This window comes from Tenacibaculum sp. 190524A02b, from assembly GCF_964036645.1.
GTDB classification, from domain to species: Bacteria; Bacteroidota; Bacteroidia; order Flavobacteriales; family Flavobacteriaceae; genus Polaribacter; species Polaribacter vairaonense.
Genome location: NZ_OZ038525.1, coordinates 1091782 through 1108450 on the forward strand (window position 1 = coordinate 1091782; position 16669 = coordinate 1108450).

Here is a 16669-nt window from a genome sequence, read left to right on the forward strand (position 1 = left end):
ATAAAAATTAAAATAAATGAGAACAAATATAATAATCTTAATAACTATTTTTTTTTCTATAGGAAACGTAAAAGCCCAAATACCAAATAGAATAAAACAATCAATACTACAATTTATAAAAAAAACAGATAAGCTTAACAACTCAGAAAGCATTAAAAGCAAAGTTGCAAAATTTAGTAGCAATGCTCCCAATGAAAAAGTAAAATACGAAGCTTTAAAACTTATGCTTGAAAAGAGTAATTCAGATTTAGTAAAAAAGGTTTTAAAAGAATTATTAAAAAATAAAAAAGTTATAAGAAATAATACTCAAAAAATACCACCTAAAAAAGAAGATTCATATACTTTATTGAAAGGAGCAATAGTAATTGATGCCGTTAGTGATATAGGTAAAAAGGGAGATATTCTTATTATGAACGATAAAATCGTAGCAATAAGTTATAATAACACTATTAAAACTCCAGAAAATACAGAAGTATATAACTTAGAAGGAAAGTATATTATACCAGGTTTGATTGATGGTCATGTACATATTACTCATGGAACTTTAAAAGAAGGACAGAAAAAATTAGAACTAGCATTAAAGCAAGGTGTAACTGGAGTTAGAGATATGGGGGGAGATGGTAGAATGTTAGCTTTATTAAAGAGAAATATGAAAATTGAAGAATATAAAGGGGCAGATGTGTTTTTTTCAACTATTCTTGCCGGCCCTAATTTTTTTAAACACGATAATAGGCCTCAATCAGTTGCAAAAGGAGCTATAGCAGGTAAAGTATCTTGGCAAATGTCAATTACTAATCAATCAGATTTTAGGGATATTATTTCTCAGGTTAAAGGTCTTGGTGCTACAGCAATTAAAGTTTACCAAGATGTAGATAAACATGTGTTTAAAAAAGTCGCTAACGAGGCTCATAAGCAAGGTTTAAAGGTGTGGGCTCATGCAGTTATACGACCAGCAAAAGCTATAGATGTAACTAATGGAGGAGCTGATGTTATGTCACATGCTTCTGATTTGATTCAATATGAATTTTTACAAGAAGGAGTGAAACAACGTCATGAGTTTTCTTCTAGAGAAGAAGCAAGAGCATATGCAAAAAAACTAAATAGTTATTCATGGGATAAAAACACATATGAAGTAAAGCAATTATTTAAAGCCATGAAGAAGAATAATAGCATTTTAGATGCTACTTTGTTTGTAAATTATTATACTTCTAAGCCTACAGATTCATTACGATATAAAAAAGCCGTAAAAAACACGAAAATAGCTTATGATATGGGGGTTAAGATTAGTGCTGGTTCAGATCATATCTTATCAATTAAAGAAGATAATATACCATTTATAAATATTCATAAAGAATTAGAATTATTAGTTAATGCTGGATTAACTAATATAGATGCTTTAAAAGCAGCGACTATTATAAATGCAGAAGTATTGGGAGAAGAAAAAAATATAGGATCTATAGAAAAAGGTAAACAAGCTAATTTAGTTATACTTAATGCTAACCCTCTTGACAATATTACAAACACAAAAAAAATAAAAATGGTAATTAAAAGAGGAAAAATTATAAACTAGTAAAAAATGAAAAATACTTTATTAATAATATTAATCTTTTCCTTTTGCAGCTTTTCATTTTCACAAAATAAAATTGATTTGAAATTCAATTGGAATATAATGCAAAATAAGATTTCCAATGAGAGTAAACAAGAATGGGAAGAAGGAGTTGAACAAATTTATAAATACTTTATCAAAAATTTTGATTACAAACCTAATAAGCTAGAAATAAATATATTTTATTTTACCAATCAAAAATCCTTTGAAAAATATCAACTTCAAAATCTTAAAAGAAAAAGAATCAGTAGAACAGGTTTTTATTCTCCTCAAAAAGGAAGTTTTTACATGATAAATAAAAATAATAACTCTCCAATAGCTAAGAATATATTTTTGCATGAATCAATTCATCGGATTTTTAATTCAGAAATTATGGGGGAAGCTATTCTTTTAAATGAAGGAATGGCTACGCTATTTCAAACTATCTATAAGGACAATAATGATTTTTATGTTGGTATAAATCAAAAACAGGAAAAATCACTTAAAGATATAATAAGAAATAAAGAGTTGTTTGATTTAAAAACATTTTTCAGTATCTCAAACTTAGATTGGCAAAAAAATAATAAAATAAGTTATCCTCAATCAAATTCATTAATATATTTTTTATTAATCTATAATCCAAACTTATTGAACTTAATTGTTAAGGATTATAAAAAACAACCTAATAAAAGAAAAGGTTATGAGAAAATTATAGAAGAAAATTATATAAATGGAATGGAAGGATTTGAAAAAAAATGGAAAAAATGGATTTTAAAGGAAAATAAACAACCAGTTAAATTGAATGTATAAACTTTAGCATCTAAAAAAAACTCCAAAACAGTCCTAAAAACTGCAAAAAAGCATAATAAACTTTATAAAACACATTTCTGTTATAAATCATTAAATCTTTTTTTTATTAATGGTTTAGGTGTTGTTTTGGTTGAACGGTAAACTTAAAATATGTCCAGAAACTTGCAATTTAGATGTTTCTGGACTTTTACTTTTTGTTTGCAGTTTAATTTTGAAAGTGTAGCCAAAATTAAAGTTAGGAATGAAGAAAATACAATTCATAGTGTTGATAATTTTATATAGTCAACACACTTTCAGTCAAAATGAAGATTTATTTAAAAGATTAAGAGTTATTAAAAAAGAAAAGTTTCTAAAACTACAGATACTACTCTTAATTTTAAAAATTATAAAGTTACCAAAAAAGAGAAATTAAGAGGAGGAGGTACAATTATTAGAAATATTTACATCACTGAAAATAAAGAGAATATTATAGAAATTTATGCTTTTAATTATTTAAATAAAATAAAAGGAAAGAATTTTGAATATAAAATGATAAAACTCATTCGTGCCAATAAAGTACCAAAAACATGTTATAATTCTTTAGATTTAAGTAAAGTCAACTTTGTAGGGAGAGAATTAAAACTAGGTGTTTCTTGTAGGTGGATGGGAATAAATAAATGTTCAATGTCCTTATTATGGACAAATGAATTGGTCGCTTCATAAAAGAAAAGAAAGTGCAGATATTGCAGTTAAAAATCAGTTTGAAATGACGAAATCTAAAAAGGGAGTTAAATTAATTTCAGAAGAGGAGCAAACCATTATTTTGAAGGTGCTCCTACAAAAGTTAAAAAAGTAGTCTTCAAATTAAAAGGATTAAATAAATTATTAGCATCTACTTTATCTGGTGGAAAAAGTTTAACGGTTTATTATGTATCAGCAAAAGTTAGAGAGAATTTTATTAGTTGTGTATTAAGTCACTGGGATAATGATGTTATGAACCCCAGTGGACTACCACCTTTATTGGATAGTGTAATGCGTATTGATTAAAATTGTTGTGATGCTTTTCAATCCCTATTTTAATAAACGTTAAAGTCTTTATTTTAATTTAGTCTTAGTAGTTTTTTTGTTAATATTGTACTATTGAAAAACTATAAAAAACATATTACAATAATTTGCCTATTACTTTTTATAAGTAGTAAGTTTTTGAATATCCATATATTAACTCATGATTTGAATGACCATAATGATGATTGTGAAGTTTGTGAGTTTGTGATTACTACCAATAAAGTATTATTAACAACTGATATTTTGCTTAGTTATAATCTGCTTATAAGTAAGCAAATATTCAGTAAAAATATAATATCAGAATACGTTTGTATTGTTATTATAAACAACAAATACAATTCATTATTTGGAAGGCCTCCACCTATGAAGTACACTTACCTTTTATAAAAAATACTAAGATTAAACTTTGATACAAGGTTTACAAAAACAGTATCAATTTATATACCAACAAACTTTAACACTATGATTACTACCAAAAACATCACCAAGAAATATGGTGATTTTACTGCTGTAAATAACCTTTCATTAAAGGTAAATCAAAGCGAAATATTATGCCTTTTAGGAGCAAATGGAGCAGGGAAGTCAACTACTATAAATATGCTTTTAAATTTCACACAACCTACCTCAGGAACTGCTGAAATTAATGGATTAAATGTAGCTAATAATCCTATAAAAACTAAAAACTCGTTAACGTATATTCCGGAAAATTTAATGTTATATCCAACATTAACCGCTGTTGAAAATTTAGATTATTTTACAAAACTATCAGGTAAAAAATTTGATAAAACAGAATTAAAACTATACTTGTCTGAAGCAGATTTACAAGAAGAAGCGCATGATAAACGAGTAAAAACTTTTTCTAAAGGAATGCGTCAAAAAGTAGGAATTGCTCTAGCAATAGCAAAAGATTCTAGTGTATTATTACTAGATGAGCCTACTTCTGGATTAGATCCAAAATCAAGCAATGATTTTATTGAATTGTTAACTAAAATGAAAAATAACAATGTGGCTATTTTAATGGCTACTCATGATTTATTCAGAGCTAAAGAAGTAAGTACACATATTGGAATTATGAGAAAAGGTAGCTTACAAAGCTATTCTAATGCCTCTGACTTATCATTAAAAGAGCTAGAAAATATTTACTTAGATATTATGAACTTTAAAAATGTAAGTTAATATGAAAACTATAATTTTTAAAGAACTAAAAGAATTAACGAGAGAAGGTAGGTTTAAAATAGCCATTTCCATTTCATTAGTTCTTTTGGTAATTGCTACAATTACAAGTATTAATCAATACAAAAAAAACAACGAACAGTATGTAGCCTCTAAAGCTAAAGAACGAACTATATGGGAAACACAAGGAGAGAAAAACCCACATTCAGCAGCTCACTACGGAACGTATGCATTTAAACCTAAGTTTGCGTTATCACTCTTTGATTATGGGGTAACGAAGTATACAGGGAATACTGTTTTTTTAGAAGCACATAAAAGAAACGAAGCTGCTTTTAATGAAGCCAGTGATCAAACAAGTTTAGCACGTTTTGGAACACTTTCAATCAATTTTGTACTCATTTATTTATTCCCTTTAATTATTATTTTAATAGGATATAATGCGTATACCAAAGAAATTGAACATAAAACCTTTACCTTACTAAAAAGTCAAGGAGTTTCACCTATAAAACTAGCTTTAGGAAAATGGATAGCTATGTATATTCCTGTTTTTATTCTTACGCTAATTGTTTTTTTAATTACAGGTATTGTATTATCCAACATAGAAAACTTAGCTTTTTTTAGTTGGAATAGTTTGTTAGTCCTTTTAGGTATTTATCTATTGTATTATCTAATTATAACCACTATTACAGTACTAATTTCTATGTGGAGTAAATCTTCAGGAATGGCATTGGTAAGCAGTTTAATTGTATGGATTGTATTTAGCTTTATTACACCTAAAATAGCAACAAATTTCGCAAATACTAGTCATCCATATCCTTCAAAATCAGAATTTAATTCACTAATAGCAAAAGATAAAAAGAATGGATTAGACGGACACAACCCTTGGAATGAGGCTGCTAAAAAATTAAAAGAAGCAACCTTAAAAGAATATGGAGTTGACAGTATTAGCCAATTACCATTTAATTATGATGGATATAGAATGCAAAAAGGTGAGGAGCATGAAGCTAAAATTTATGAAAAACATTACAATATCTTAAATACGATAGCTTTAAAACAAAATAATACCTATAAAAAGTTATCCTTTATTTCGCCGTTTATACCTGCTAGGTTTTTATCAATGGATATTGCCAATACTAGTGATAATTTGCATTGGAAATTCACCAAAGCTGCTGAAAAATATCGTATTGAAACACAAAAGTTTTTGAACTATGACTTTAAAGACAATTCAAAAACAGGAGATTGGAGCTATAAAATGAGTGCTGATAAATTTAAAGAACTACCAACGTTTGAGTTTGTTCCGCCTACTTTATCTCAAATTATAAAAGAGAATACGCAAAACCTATTGTTTTTATTACTATGGTTTTTAATACCATTCATTGGTTTAATTAGCTCATCAAAAAAAATATAAGTAATGTTTATCAATAATTTATCCTACGAAATAAAGCTACTAATACGCAGTAATTGGTTAACCTTTTTACTTATTAGTAGTATACTGTTTTTTGCTTTTGCCGCTTTCAATGGTAAGAAAAACGTATCAAAAAGATTTAACGATATTGCTAAAATGCAAGAAGACTTGCAGAAAAAAGATAGTACCATGTTGGCACTATTATCCAAAATAGAAAAAGGCGAAAAAGTAGACGTTCCTTATTGGCAATTACCATCAGAACCAATGACAGTTGGGTATCGTTATCCACGTTTAGCAATCATGCAACCAGATAACTTATCCTTTATAGCTACGGGACAAAGTGATATGTACACGCATTTTAAAAGTCCAACAGTATATGGAAATAATTTTGCGTTAGATTATGCTGAAATGGTGAATCCTATACAATTGCTATTTGGTAATTTTGATTTAGCTTTTGTTATTATTTACATTTTACCTTTATTAATAATAGCATTTACATTTAATATTTTATCAAAAGAAAAAGAACTAGGAACCCTACGTTTATTAGGTACACAACCCATATCAATAATACAATGGTTGTTACATAAAATGGCAATAAGGTATATAGTACTTACCTCTATTGTAATACTTGTATTAGTAACTATCATTGGAATTTTTACACCTGAGGCGTTTACTAATGTATCCAACCTATTAGGCTTATTATTAATAGTAGCTGGCTATACATTATTTTGGTTTGCAGTTGCTTTTATCATTAATATTAAAATTAATAATTCCTCTAAAAATGCTTTGACCTTAGTAGGTGTTTGGTTGTTAATAGTTTTGGTTCTACCAGCAACGATTAATCAATTAGGAAACTCATTATATCCTACACCATCACGTTTAAAAATGATTAATGAAATTCGTGATATTAAAAAGGAGAATGAAGAAAAACAAAATAAAATTTTAAAAGAGTATTTACGTAACCATCCAGAATTAGCACAAGCTAAAAAAGATCAAAAATTTGGATTTTGGCACAACTATTTTGCCTCTGAAAAAGTAATGGAAGAAAAAACAAAACCATTATTAGCAGAATACAATCAGCAATTGCAAAAACAACAGCAATTAATAGGAATGTTTAAATACGTATCTCCAGCTATTTTAATGCAACAATCATTAAATAATTTAGCAGGAACCTCTGAAAAACATTACAACGATTATAAAAAACAAGTTTTTGAATTCTCAGAAGAATGGCGAAATTATTTAGTCCCAATGTTATTTAAAGGACAAAAATTCACCAGTAAAAATTACAAGGAATTACCTAAATACACCTATAAAAACAGAATAATCAATACTATTTGGAAGAATGGTATAATTCTATTAATACTTAGTTCAGTAATGCTTTTGGTGATAATGGGAACAAATTCAAAGAATAAATTAATCCAAAATATATCAGAATAAATAAAGGAATTGATTATTTTTCGATAAGATTAATGAATGTAATTAAATCTAATGGTCAGGGTTTTTTAACTCTTTTTCACAGTATAGAATTTATAACCAAAACTATTATAAAAAAAGAAAACACTATGTTTCAATCAAAATCACTGTATTTTATTTTTATATTTCTAGCCATGTTTTCCTGTAAAAAAAAGGAGACACAGCTAACTAAAATAACAGCAAAAAATATTGCTGTAGATACTAAAATACAAGCATCATCTACAATTGATAGTGTCATTAACCCTTATAAAGAAAAGCTAGAAGCACAAATGCAACAAGTATTAAGTTATACTCCTAAAGATTTAGTGAAAACGGATGGAGAAATGCAAAGTAGCTTAGGAAACTTATTAGCAGACCTGTGTTTTGATATTGCGAACCCTATTTTTAATAAACAAACAAATGAGTTTATTGATTTTGCAATGTTTAATCATGGAGGAATGCGAGCTAGAATCTCAAAAGGAGACATTAGAGTTAATGATGCTTTTAAGTTAATGCCTTTTGAAAACGAATTGGTTGTAGCAGAAATAACAGGAGAAAAAATGATGGAGTTAGTCAAGTATTTTAAAGAAAGTAAAAGAGCACATCCATTATCAAATAATATAGAGCTATCCATTAATCAAGCTGATTTTAACTTAAAAATAAACGGAAAAAAATTTGATAAAAACAAAACCTACAAAGTATTAACGTCTGATTATTTACAAAATGGAGGAAGTAATATGGTTTTCTTTAAAAATCCTAAAAAGCTAAGCATAATAGACTGTAAAGTAAGAGATGCAATCATCAGTTATTTTAAGAAAGTAGATACCATAAAAACCACTATTGACAACCGTATAACCATTAAATAATATAATCAATGAAAAGAAGAAACTTTATTAAGAAAGTAGGAGGGATGTCTACATTAGCAATGGTTGGAGGTTTAACATTACCATCATTTGTAAGCGATTCAAAAAAGCACATTACTATTTTACATACCAATGATACGCATAGTCATATAGAGCCTTTTGAAGGTAATCATAGACGTTACGCAAATAAAGGAGGTGTAGCTAGAAGAGCCATATTAATAGAGCAGATACGTAAAGAAAACCCCAATACATTATTATTAGATGCTGGAGATATTTTTCAAGGAACACCTTATTTTAATTATTATGGAGGTGAGCTTGAGTTTAAGCTAATGAGCATGTTAAAATATGATGTTGCTACCATAGGAAATCATGATTTTGACAATTCAATAGACGGATTATACAAACAATTACCCAATGCAAAGTTTGATTTTGTTTCTGCCAATTATGATTTTAAAAATACGGTATTAGATACGCATGTAGCGCCTTATAAAATAATCGTAAAAAATGGGATTAAAATAGGAATATTTGGTTTAGGTATAGAGTTAGAAGGCTTGGTGGATAAAAAAATGTATAAAGAAACCGGGTATTTAAATCCAATAGAAATAACACAAGATATCACAGAAGAGTTAAGAAACGTACAAAAGTGCGATTTAATAATCTGTTTATCACATTTAGGGTATTACTATAAAAGTAATCCTCAAAAAATATGCGATTTAAACCTAGCTAAAGCCACTAAAAACATAGATTTAATTATTGGTGGACACACGCATACTTTTTTACCAAAACCAACCATTGTAAAAAATATAGCCGATAAAAACATGCTGGTAAATCAAGTAGGTGCTTATGGTGTTAATTTAGGTAGAGTAGATTTTTATTTTGATGAACAAAACAACCAAACTGCAAAAGGAACTACGATACTAGTTTAGTTAAAGGTTAGGCCTATTTGTCAATAAAACGAAGTCAAAGATCAAATCTTGCTATATTAACAAGAGTGTCAAAGCAAGCGCAATCGAGATTTAGTTTGCTTACATTAATAGAAAAAGGTTCTTCATTAAGGAGAGCCTTTTTTAATAAAAACAGAAGCTTGTTACACTGGTGCATGGCGGTTCTGTAAGTTTACAATTTGATGTTTCCCCGTGCAGGAAGGTTCTGCAAGTTTACAATTTGATGTTTCCCTGTGCAGGAAGGTTCTGTAAGTTTACAATTTGATGTTTCCCCGTGCAGGAAGGTTTTGCAAGTTTACAATTTGATGTTTCCCCATGAAGGAAGGTTCTGTAGTGTTAATCACGAAATAGTATACTGGTAGATTAAAATATTCATACAACCATCAATGTATTCAATATTTTGGATACCAACATCGAGTGAATTTATAGAGATTGAGTTTATTAAAACCAAAATAAACGCCACTACTACCAATCAAAGCAAAAAAGAGCTAAAAAAATAAGCACTTACACTTTAAAAACTAAAAAACAATACTATTTTTAAAGATTAAATATTAAAATGACGGTATAAAAAGAAGATGAAAGACAACGAAACCAAACCAGAAGCAATAAAAGAGTTAGAAAAGAAGTATAACATTATTCTAAAAGAAGTAGAAACTCAAAATGAGATTACTGGCTATGGAAAAGAGAATATATTTCTTCTAAATAATCAAAAGGAAATAATAGGTTTAAAAATAGTAGCTTGTAATCTAGTAGATATACCAATATTGGAAAGTCTTAATAAGATAAAGTATTTAAATTTAAGAAACAATGAAATCGCTGAGATAAAGAATTTAGGTACATTAACTAATTTAACTACTCTTGATTTAAGTGGTAATCAAATTACCGAGATAAAGAACTTAGATGCATTAACTAAGTTAACTACTCTTGATTTAAGTGCTAATCAGATTACAGAGATAAAAAATCTATATGAATTAATTTATTTAACAGCTCTTTATCTAAGTGGTAATCAAATTACCGAAATAAAAAACCTTGAAGCATTAACTAGTTTAACTGATCTTGTTTTAAATTTTAATCAAATTTCTGAGATAAAAAATCTAGATACATTAGCTAAGTTAACTACTCTGTTTTTGGGGCATAATCAAATTACCAAAATAAAAAACCTAGATGCATTAACAAGTTTAAGGATTATTTTTTTGTCTGAAAATCAAATAACTGAAGTTAGTGGTCTAGGTACATTAATTAAGTTGACAACTCTTTTTTTAAGTTATAATCAGATTACTGAGATAAAAAATTTAGATATCTTAATTAATTTAGATACTCTTTATTTAAATGATAATCAAATTTTCGAGATAAAAAATATAGATAACTTAATTAATTTAACTACTCTTGATTTAAGTGATAATCAAATTACCGAGATAAAACAATTTAATCAATTGTCAAACTTAAAAAAATTAAACATAGGAAATAACCCTATAGTAGCAAAGTATAATATCAAATTAGAATCAGGAGACAATTATTTACCCATTATTCAAAAAATCTTAGCAGAAGAAAAACTAAAACAAGATAAATTAACAACGGCAACCTTACCCGTTAAAGTTTTATTATTAGGAAATCATGCAGCAGGGAAGTCGTCTTTTTTACATTATATAGTTCATAAAACACTACCAGATGCTAATTATAGCAATTCTACGCATATTTTAAACATTAAACAATGTGCCTTAAAAGAGAAAATAACCGCTAATTTTTACGATTTTGGAGGGCAAGATTATTACCATGGTATTTACAAAGCCTTTTTAACCAATGATTCTATTAATGTTATTCTATGGAATCAAAACACTAATAAAAATGAAAAAAATGCTCCAGACACTAATAATGTGGGAACTATAAACTTTCATACGAATTATTGGTTGCACCAACTGCAACACTATTATACTTATACTAGAAAAGAAGAAGAGTCAGAACCTATTTTATTAGTGCAAACTAGAGCAGATGTATCTGAAGAAAAAAGAGAAACTACCAATCAAAATACGGAATCTTTAAACATTAAAAATGAGTTTTTTATATCCTTAAATAAAGAAGTAGTAGCACAAAATGAAAAACTACAAGCTAGTTTAGCTTATACAAAAGCAGCACTCATTGAGCTAATAGTTGCAAAAACAGAAGATAAAAATATTCCTCACTATGAAGCAGAATTAATCAATTTTATAACTTCTTTTAAAAATGATGGAAGAAGAAAAACCCCTAAATCAATTACTTTAGAAGAATTAAAAGCACATTACCCAGCCCCTGAAAAAGACAGAGATAGTTATTTAAGGACAAGTTTAAATCAGCTTTGTAAAAAAGGCGTAGTATTGTATTATCCTAATGAACCTACTTTAGAGAATATAGCATGGTTAAACCCAGTATTGGTGGTAGAGTTTATTTATAAAAACATACTTACTAATCAGCAAGTACAAGAACAACAAGGAAAAGTAAATAAACAAGCTTTTGAAAAATTATTTGAAAAAGATTATAAAAAACTAATAGACGTTTTAATTACCAATAAAGTAGTATATCTAGATACCACAGCAGGGCAGGAGCCTACTTATATTATACCTGGGTATTTACCATTAGCAGAGTCAGACACCTATCATCACTTTTTATTTCACGATTTACAAAAACCAGATGTTGTTTTAAAATTCAAGCATTTTATTCCATTGGGTTTTATGAATCAATTAATTTGTTTTTATGGAGGCAACCCTGAGAAAAAATTATATTGGAAAGACCAATTGCTTTTTACTACACAAAATCAAAATGCTAAAGTGTTAATTCAATTAGATTTTGAAAAACTAACGATTAGCATTTCTATAAAAGCCACTAAAACAATTAAGAATGTTACAGAAGAATTAACAAAAGTGTTCTTTGATATTATTGCTTTGTATTGGGATGATAAAGAGTATTTAAATAGCAAAACAATTATTCATGATCCTTCAAAAATTGGAGCTATAAAACCAAAGTATTCTTCTAAAAATGTAGGTTTATTACGAGGAAAAGTGAATTATGAAAAAACACTTGATACAAGTCGTTTTTATAAAGAATTAATAACACCAGAATTTAAATTAGAAATAAAAAGAAACAGGATAAAAAGTTTAATAGAAACAAAACCTATAGAAGATATGTACCTTTCTTTAAACGGTACAAACTTTATTAAGTATAAAGAGTTGCATCATATAAAGTCAAGTACTATGATTTCCTATACTTTAGATAAAAAAGCAGCTTTAAATTTTAACAATCCCAAAGCCATTGACATTGTCCAATTCAAACCCTTTACATTTAATCCGTATATAAAAAAGATGAAAAAAATATTTGTTTCCTATTCTAAAAAAGACCTAAGTATGGTAAATACTTTTTTAGATCATTTATCCGCTTTAAAAAGAGACGGTAAAGTAGGTACTTGGTATTGTACCGAACTAAAACCAGCCGATGAATGGGATAAAGAAATAGAACGCAATTTTAATGAGGCTGATATTGTATGTTTTATGGTGAGCCCAAACTTTATGAAAACAGACTATATTTTTAAGTATGAAATACCAAAAGCATTTGAACAAAATAAAAAGATAGTGCCTATAATTCTTGATTTTTGTGACTGGCAAACAGCTCACAACAATCTAGGGCAATACAATGGGTTACCGTATACAGCAAAACCTATAAGGGACTTTAAAAACGAAAACAAAGCATGGTTTGCTGTAGAGCAATGTTTAAAGATCTTGATAGAAGAGGAGAGCCAATCTTTAGAAAACGAAGGTTTTTTCAATCAATTTGAAAATAATAAGCAATACAAAAACTCACAATTAAGAACTATATACGAGCAGATTGTAGAAGGCAAGGCAGATGTATAAACTATATTAAAAGGGAAAAGAAGTGGTTATTTCTTTTCCTTTCTCAATATTTTCTCCATTTTACGACCTTTTGCCAATTCATCAATTAGCTTTTCCATTTGCCTAGATTGCTTGTATAGTTGAAATTCATCTTCTATTTCTTCAATTCTATAGCCACAAACAACGCCTTTAATCAAGTAAGCATTAGGATGTATGGTAGCTTTTTCAAAAAAACTTCTAAAAGTTACTTTTTCCTTAATAAGGGTTTGTAAAGTTTCTTCATTGTAACCAGTAAGCCATTCTATAACTTGATTAAGCTCTTCTTTTGTTCTTCCATTTTTCTCTATTCTATTTAAGTAATGCGGATAAATAGATCCAAATATCATATTAGCAACTTTTTCATTTTTTTCTGTAGTAACCTTCATGTTTATTTGATTTTGAGTTTATAATGGTAATAAATATATTATAAAAAAACTAAACGATGCAAGACACCGAGGAATTAAACCTTAGGTTATTGTCCTTGCGATTAAGTTATTTTTAAACAGAATAAACAACACAAACCTTAGTAAATTCTATTAAAGTTTGTGCCGTTTATTTTCAATGTTTAAAACAGAGTTTAATAAGCATTGGCTTTTAGTAGCTATCTTTTATTTAGGCTTTTGGCCATCTATTGTCATGAGTTGCATTACCAATGGTTAGTGGTTCAGAATCAGTACCACCTACTATTTTAGTTAATTGCTTTTTAGTTAGAATTGTAGTGTTTTTTGAAGTTAACTTTTTTAAATTTTTCATGTTATAAAATTTTAGTTTTTGAATAATGAGGCTAAATATAAACTTATAATACCTTTATACGAATTATGATTAAAAATTTCGTGTAAATTAATTGAATTATTTTTTCTTTAAACAAGATGAAAAATAGAGCATAGTCTTAGCTACGGTTTCTTTTTTTAACGAAGCAGAAAGGAAAAAGAAACGGTTAATATGCGAAATGTTTATTCGTAAATTGTATTAGCTCCCTAATTCATTTCATTTTTTCCCTAATTCATTGCATAGCTATTTCAAAAACAGCAGTCTCAAAATACTTTTGGAGTGTTATTAATCTTGAAATATCATATACAATGAAAACCATAACAACACTTTTAATCATTTTTGCTTATTCAATTGGCTTCGGACAAAACTTTACAGGAAAAATAATCGATCAACAAAATAAACCCATTTCATTTGCTAACATTATAGCAAAAAATAACACTAATAATTCAACAATTACAGGTGTTATTTCAGATGAAAACGGTGAGTTTACCATCAATACTCAAAAAAGTAATATATACCTAGAAATTAGCTTTGTAGGATTTGTCACAAAAAAAGTAACACCAATCAAAGCTACTATTGGAACAATCATTTTAGAAGAGGATAAAGAACAATTACAAGAGGTAGTAATTACGGCACGTAAAAAACTGATTCAACAAAAAGTAGATCGATTAGTTTTTAATGTAGAAAATACGGTAGCAGGAACAGGAGGAACAGCCCTTGATGCACTAAAAGCAACACCAAGTGTGCACGTAGATACCGATAAACTTGCCATTGTAGGAAAAGGAAATGTACGTGTATTGGTAAATGATAGAATTGTACAATTATCAGGAAACGAATTAAATGCTTATTTAAGTACTATTGCATCAGACGATATTAAAAATATAGAAGTTATTACAACACCACCATCTAAGTATGATGCAGAAGGGAATAGTGGTTTGATTAATATTGTTTTAAAAAAATCAAAAGAAAATAGCTGGAACAATCAACTAAGAACTTCCTATACACAAGCAACCTATTCATTATTTAATTATGGAAACACTTTTAACTACAATAAAAACAACCTAAGTTTAATGGCTTCATTAAATGGAAGCCAAGGAAATACAGCACAATTTAATCAGTTTGACATTATTTATCCATCAGCTTCAACCGTAACTAATCTCGACATGAAAAATAAAGAAAATATGATTTCTGGTAGATTTGGTTTAGATTATAATGTATCAGATAATGCCACTGTAGGAATTTTATATTCTGGTTCATTTGAAAATAAAGGGGTAAATGATGGTGGAAGAACATTGATAAACGACGGAAATGGAACGTATACAGATAATAAAGGTAAAGCAGATACAACTAACAAAAACCATTCAATAAATGCACATTACATACAAAAATTAGATACACTAGGTAGAAAATTATCGATTGATGTTGATTACTTTAACTTTAATAATTCTTTTACTAGAAACTTTAGTAGCCAACAGTTTATAACAAATCAAAGTTATTTTGAAGCAAAAAACAGTACCTATCAAAATATTAAAAATTATAGTGGAAAAATAGATATTGAGCATCCAACTAAGTGGGCAAATTTTTCTTACGGAGCAAAAATCACTGCTACAAAAACAGACAGTAATGTATCTTTTTACAATATGAGTACAGGAACACCTGTTTTTGATCCTACACAAAGTAATGAGTTTATGTATTCTGAAAACATCAACGCTTTGTATGCTGATATGTCTAAACCATTAGGCAAAAAATGGCAAACAAAAATTGGACTTCGTTTTGAAAATACACAAACAAAAGGAATTTCTAAAACAAGTAACCAAACAGATAGTAACTCATACAATACATTATTTCCATCTGTATTTTTTGCATATACTCCAAGTAGAAAAAACATATTTAACTTAAGTTATAGTAGAAGAATTCAACGTCCAAGCTTTGAACGCTTAAACCCGTTTCGTTTTTATATCAATTCAATTTCGTATCAAGAAGTAAATCCGTTTTTAAAACCACAAATCTCTGAGAATTTAGAATTTAAACACATTTATAAAGGAAAGTTTATTAGTAAAGCATTTGTAAGTTACGTAGATGATGGATATTTTAATATTATTAAAGCTGAAGATGGAGCACAACAAAGAATAGTAGTAACATTTGATAATTTTTATACAGCATACAACTATGGATTAACTGAAACTTTTATCTACAACCCAACACAATGGTGGAATACAGTAACCCAAGCAACCGTATCAAAAATGGATACTCGCTATAAAGATGGATTTAATTTAGATGCTGAATTAGTAAGCGGATGGAATTTTCAATTTTATAATAGAAATACCTTTCATTTAAACAAAGCAAAAACTATGCAAGCAGAAGCAACGTTTATTTATGCTTCTCCGCAAAAACTAATGTATTTTTCAACCTCAGAAATGATTAGCCTTGATTTAGGTTTAAAATTTTCTTTACTTGATAAAAAGCTAAACTGTACAGTTGCTATAAATGATATATTAAAGCGTAAGGCAACACATGTAAACACTAAAACTAATGGAATAAACCAAACCTACTATAATTATTTTGATACCCGAAGTGTAAAAATTAGCTTAAACTATAGTTTTGGCAACAAAAAAATAAAAGTTAAACAACGTAATTCAGGTAATGAAGAAGAACAAAATAGAGCCAAAAAATAATATATATACAGTACAATAAAAGCTGTTTAAAGAATTAAGAACTTTAAATGG

12 protein-coding genes are annotated in these 16669 nt (G+C 28.0%); 10 read left to right on the top strand and 2 right to left on the bottom strand.

Annotated elements, in window-relative coordinates; all coding sequences use genetic code 11:
- Nucleotides 1-16: 16 nt before the first annotated feature.
- From ABNT65_RS04305 to ABNT65_RS04345, 9 genes are all read left to right on the top strand, one after another.
- Complete coding sequence (locus ABNT65_RS04305) at nucleotides 17-1570, top strand: amidohydrolase family protein (RefSeq protein ID WP_348747263.1); 1554 nt, start codon at nucleotides 17-19, stop codon at nucleotides 1568-1570.
- A gap of 99 nt (nucleotides 1571-1669) precedes the next feature.
- Nucleotides 1670-2395, top strand: a complete 726-nt coding sequence (locus ABNT65_RS04310; protein ID WP_348747264.1) for a hypothetical protein — start codon at nucleotides 1670-1672, stop codon at nucleotides 2393-2395.
- Between the two features lie 528 nt (nucleotides 2396-2923).
- Nucleotides 2924-3097 (top strand): hypothetical protein, encoded by a 174-nt coding sequence (locus tag ABNT65_RS04315; RefSeq protein WP_348747265.1) that lies wholly within the window; start codon nucleotides 2924-2926, stop codon nucleotides 3095-3097.
- A gap of 804 nt (nucleotides 3098-3901) precedes the next feature.
- Nucleotides 3902-4615, top strand: coding sequence for an ABC transporter ATP-binding protein (locus ABNT65_RS04320; RefSeq protein ID WP_348747266.1), 714 nt, complete (start codon nucleotides 3902-3904; stop codon nucleotides 4613-4615).
- A 1-nt stretch (nucleotide 4616) separates the two neighbouring features.
- Nucleotides 4617-6020, top strand: coding sequence for an ABC transporter permease (locus tag ABNT65_RS04325; protein WP_348747267.1), 1404 nt, complete (start codon nucleotides 4617-4619; stop codon nucleotides 6018-6020).
- Between the two features lie 3 nt (nucleotides 6021-6023).
- A complete protein-coding gene (locus tag ABNT65_RS04330; protein ID WP_348747268.1) occupies nucleotides 6024-7454 on the top strand; it encodes a DUF3526 domain-containing protein in 1431 nt (476 codons plus the stop codon).
- A gap of 170 nt (nucleotides 7455-7624) precedes the next feature.
- Entirely contained in the window at nucleotides 7625-8335 is a 711-nt protein-coding gene (locus ABNT65_RS04335; protein WP_348747269.1) for a 5'-nucleotidase, read from the top strand.
- An 8-nt stretch (nucleotides 8336-8343) separates the two neighbouring features.
- On the top strand, nucleotides 8344-9258 hold the full coding sequence (locus tag ABNT65_RS04340) for a metallophosphatase (protein ID WP_348747270.1): 915 nt from the start codon (nucleotides 8344-8346) through the stop codon (nucleotides 9256-9258).
- A 593-nt stretch (nucleotides 9259-9851) separates the two neighbouring features.
- Entirely contained in the window at nucleotides 9852-13154 is a 3303-nt protein-coding gene (locus ABNT65_RS04345; RefSeq protein WP_348747271.1) for a leucine-rich repeat protein, read from the top strand.
- Between the two features lie 26 nt (nucleotides 13155-13180).
- Here ABNT65_RS04345 and ABNT65_RS04350 read toward each other — a convergent pair whose 3' ends face one another.
- Both ABNT65_RS04350 and ABNT65_RS04355 read right to left on the bottom strand, forming a co-directional pair.
- Nucleotides 13181-13558, bottom strand: coding sequence for a DUF2200 domain-containing protein (locus ABNT65_RS04350; protein WP_348747272.1), 378 nt, complete (start codon nucleotides 13556-13558; stop codon nucleotides 13181-13183).
- 226 nt (nucleotides 13559-13784) lie between these two features.
- Nucleotides 13785-13925: a hypothetical protein gene (locus ABNT65_RS04355; protein ID WP_348739909.1), complete on the bottom strand. Its 141-nt coding sequence runs from the start codon at nucleotides 13923-13925 to the stop codon at nucleotides 13785-13787.
- A gap of 326 nt (nucleotides 13926-14251) precedes the next feature.
- On the opposite strand from ABNT65_RS04355, the gene ABNT65_RS04360 reads away from it, so the two are divergent.
- Nucleotides 14252-16618: an outer membrane beta-barrel family protein gene (locus ABNT65_RS04360; protein ID WP_348747273.1), complete on the top strand. Its 2367-nt coding sequence runs from the start codon at nucleotides 14252-14254 to the stop codon at nucleotides 16616-16618.
- Nucleotides 16619-16669 lie beyond the last annotated feature (51 nt).

Excerpts from the sequence above, each read along its gene's own strand:
- ABNT65_RS04315 (WP_348747265.1), top strand. The coding sequence starts at position 2,924 with ATGATAAAACTCATTCGTGCCAATAAAGTACCAAAAACATGTTATAAT.
- ABNT65_RS04360 (WP_348747273.1), top strand. The coding sequence starts at position 14,252 with ATGAAAACCATAACAACACTTTTAATCATTTTTGCTTATTCAATTGGC.
- ABNT65_RS04345 (WP_348747271.1), top strand. The coding sequence starts at position 9,852 with ATGAAAGACAACGAAACCAAACCAGAAGCAATAAAAGAGTTAGAAAAG.
- ABNT65_RS04325 (WP_348747267.1), top strand. The coding sequence starts at position 4,617 with ATGAAAACTATAATTTTTAAAGAACTAAAAGAATTAACGAGAGAAGGT.
- ABNT65_RS04305 (WP_348747263.1), top strand. The coding sequence starts at position 17 with ATGAGAACAAATATAATAATCTTAATAACTATTTTTTTTTCTATAGGA.
- ABNT65_RS04340 (WP_348747270.1), top strand. The coding sequence starts at position 8,344 with ATGAAAAGAAGAAACTTTATTAAGAAAGTAGGAGGGATGTCTACATTA.
- ABNT65_RS04310 (WP_348747264.1), top strand. The coding sequence starts at position 1,670 with ATGCAAAATAAGATTTCCAATGAGAGTAAACAAGAATGGGAAGAAGGA.
- ABNT65_RS04320 (WP_348747266.1), top strand. The coding sequence starts at position 3,902 with ATGATTACTACCAAAAACATCACCAAGAAATATGGTGATTTTACTGCT.
- ABNT65_RS04330 (WP_348747268.1), top strand. The coding sequence starts at position 6,024 with ATGTTTATCAATAATTTATCCTACGAAATAAAGCTACTAATACGCAGT.
- ABNT65_RS04355 (WP_348739909.1), bottom strand. The coding sequence starts at position 13,925 with ATGAAAAATTTAAAAAAGTTAACTTCAAAAAACACTACAATTCTAACT.
- ABNT65_RS04335 (WP_348747269.1), top strand. The coding sequence starts at position 7,625 with ATGTTTTCCTGTAAAAAAAAGGAGACACAGCTAACTAAAATAACAGCA.
- ABNT65_RS04350 (WP_348747272.1), bottom strand. The coding sequence starts at position 13,558 with ATGAAGGTTACTACAGAAAAAAATGAAAAAGTTGCTAATATGATATTT.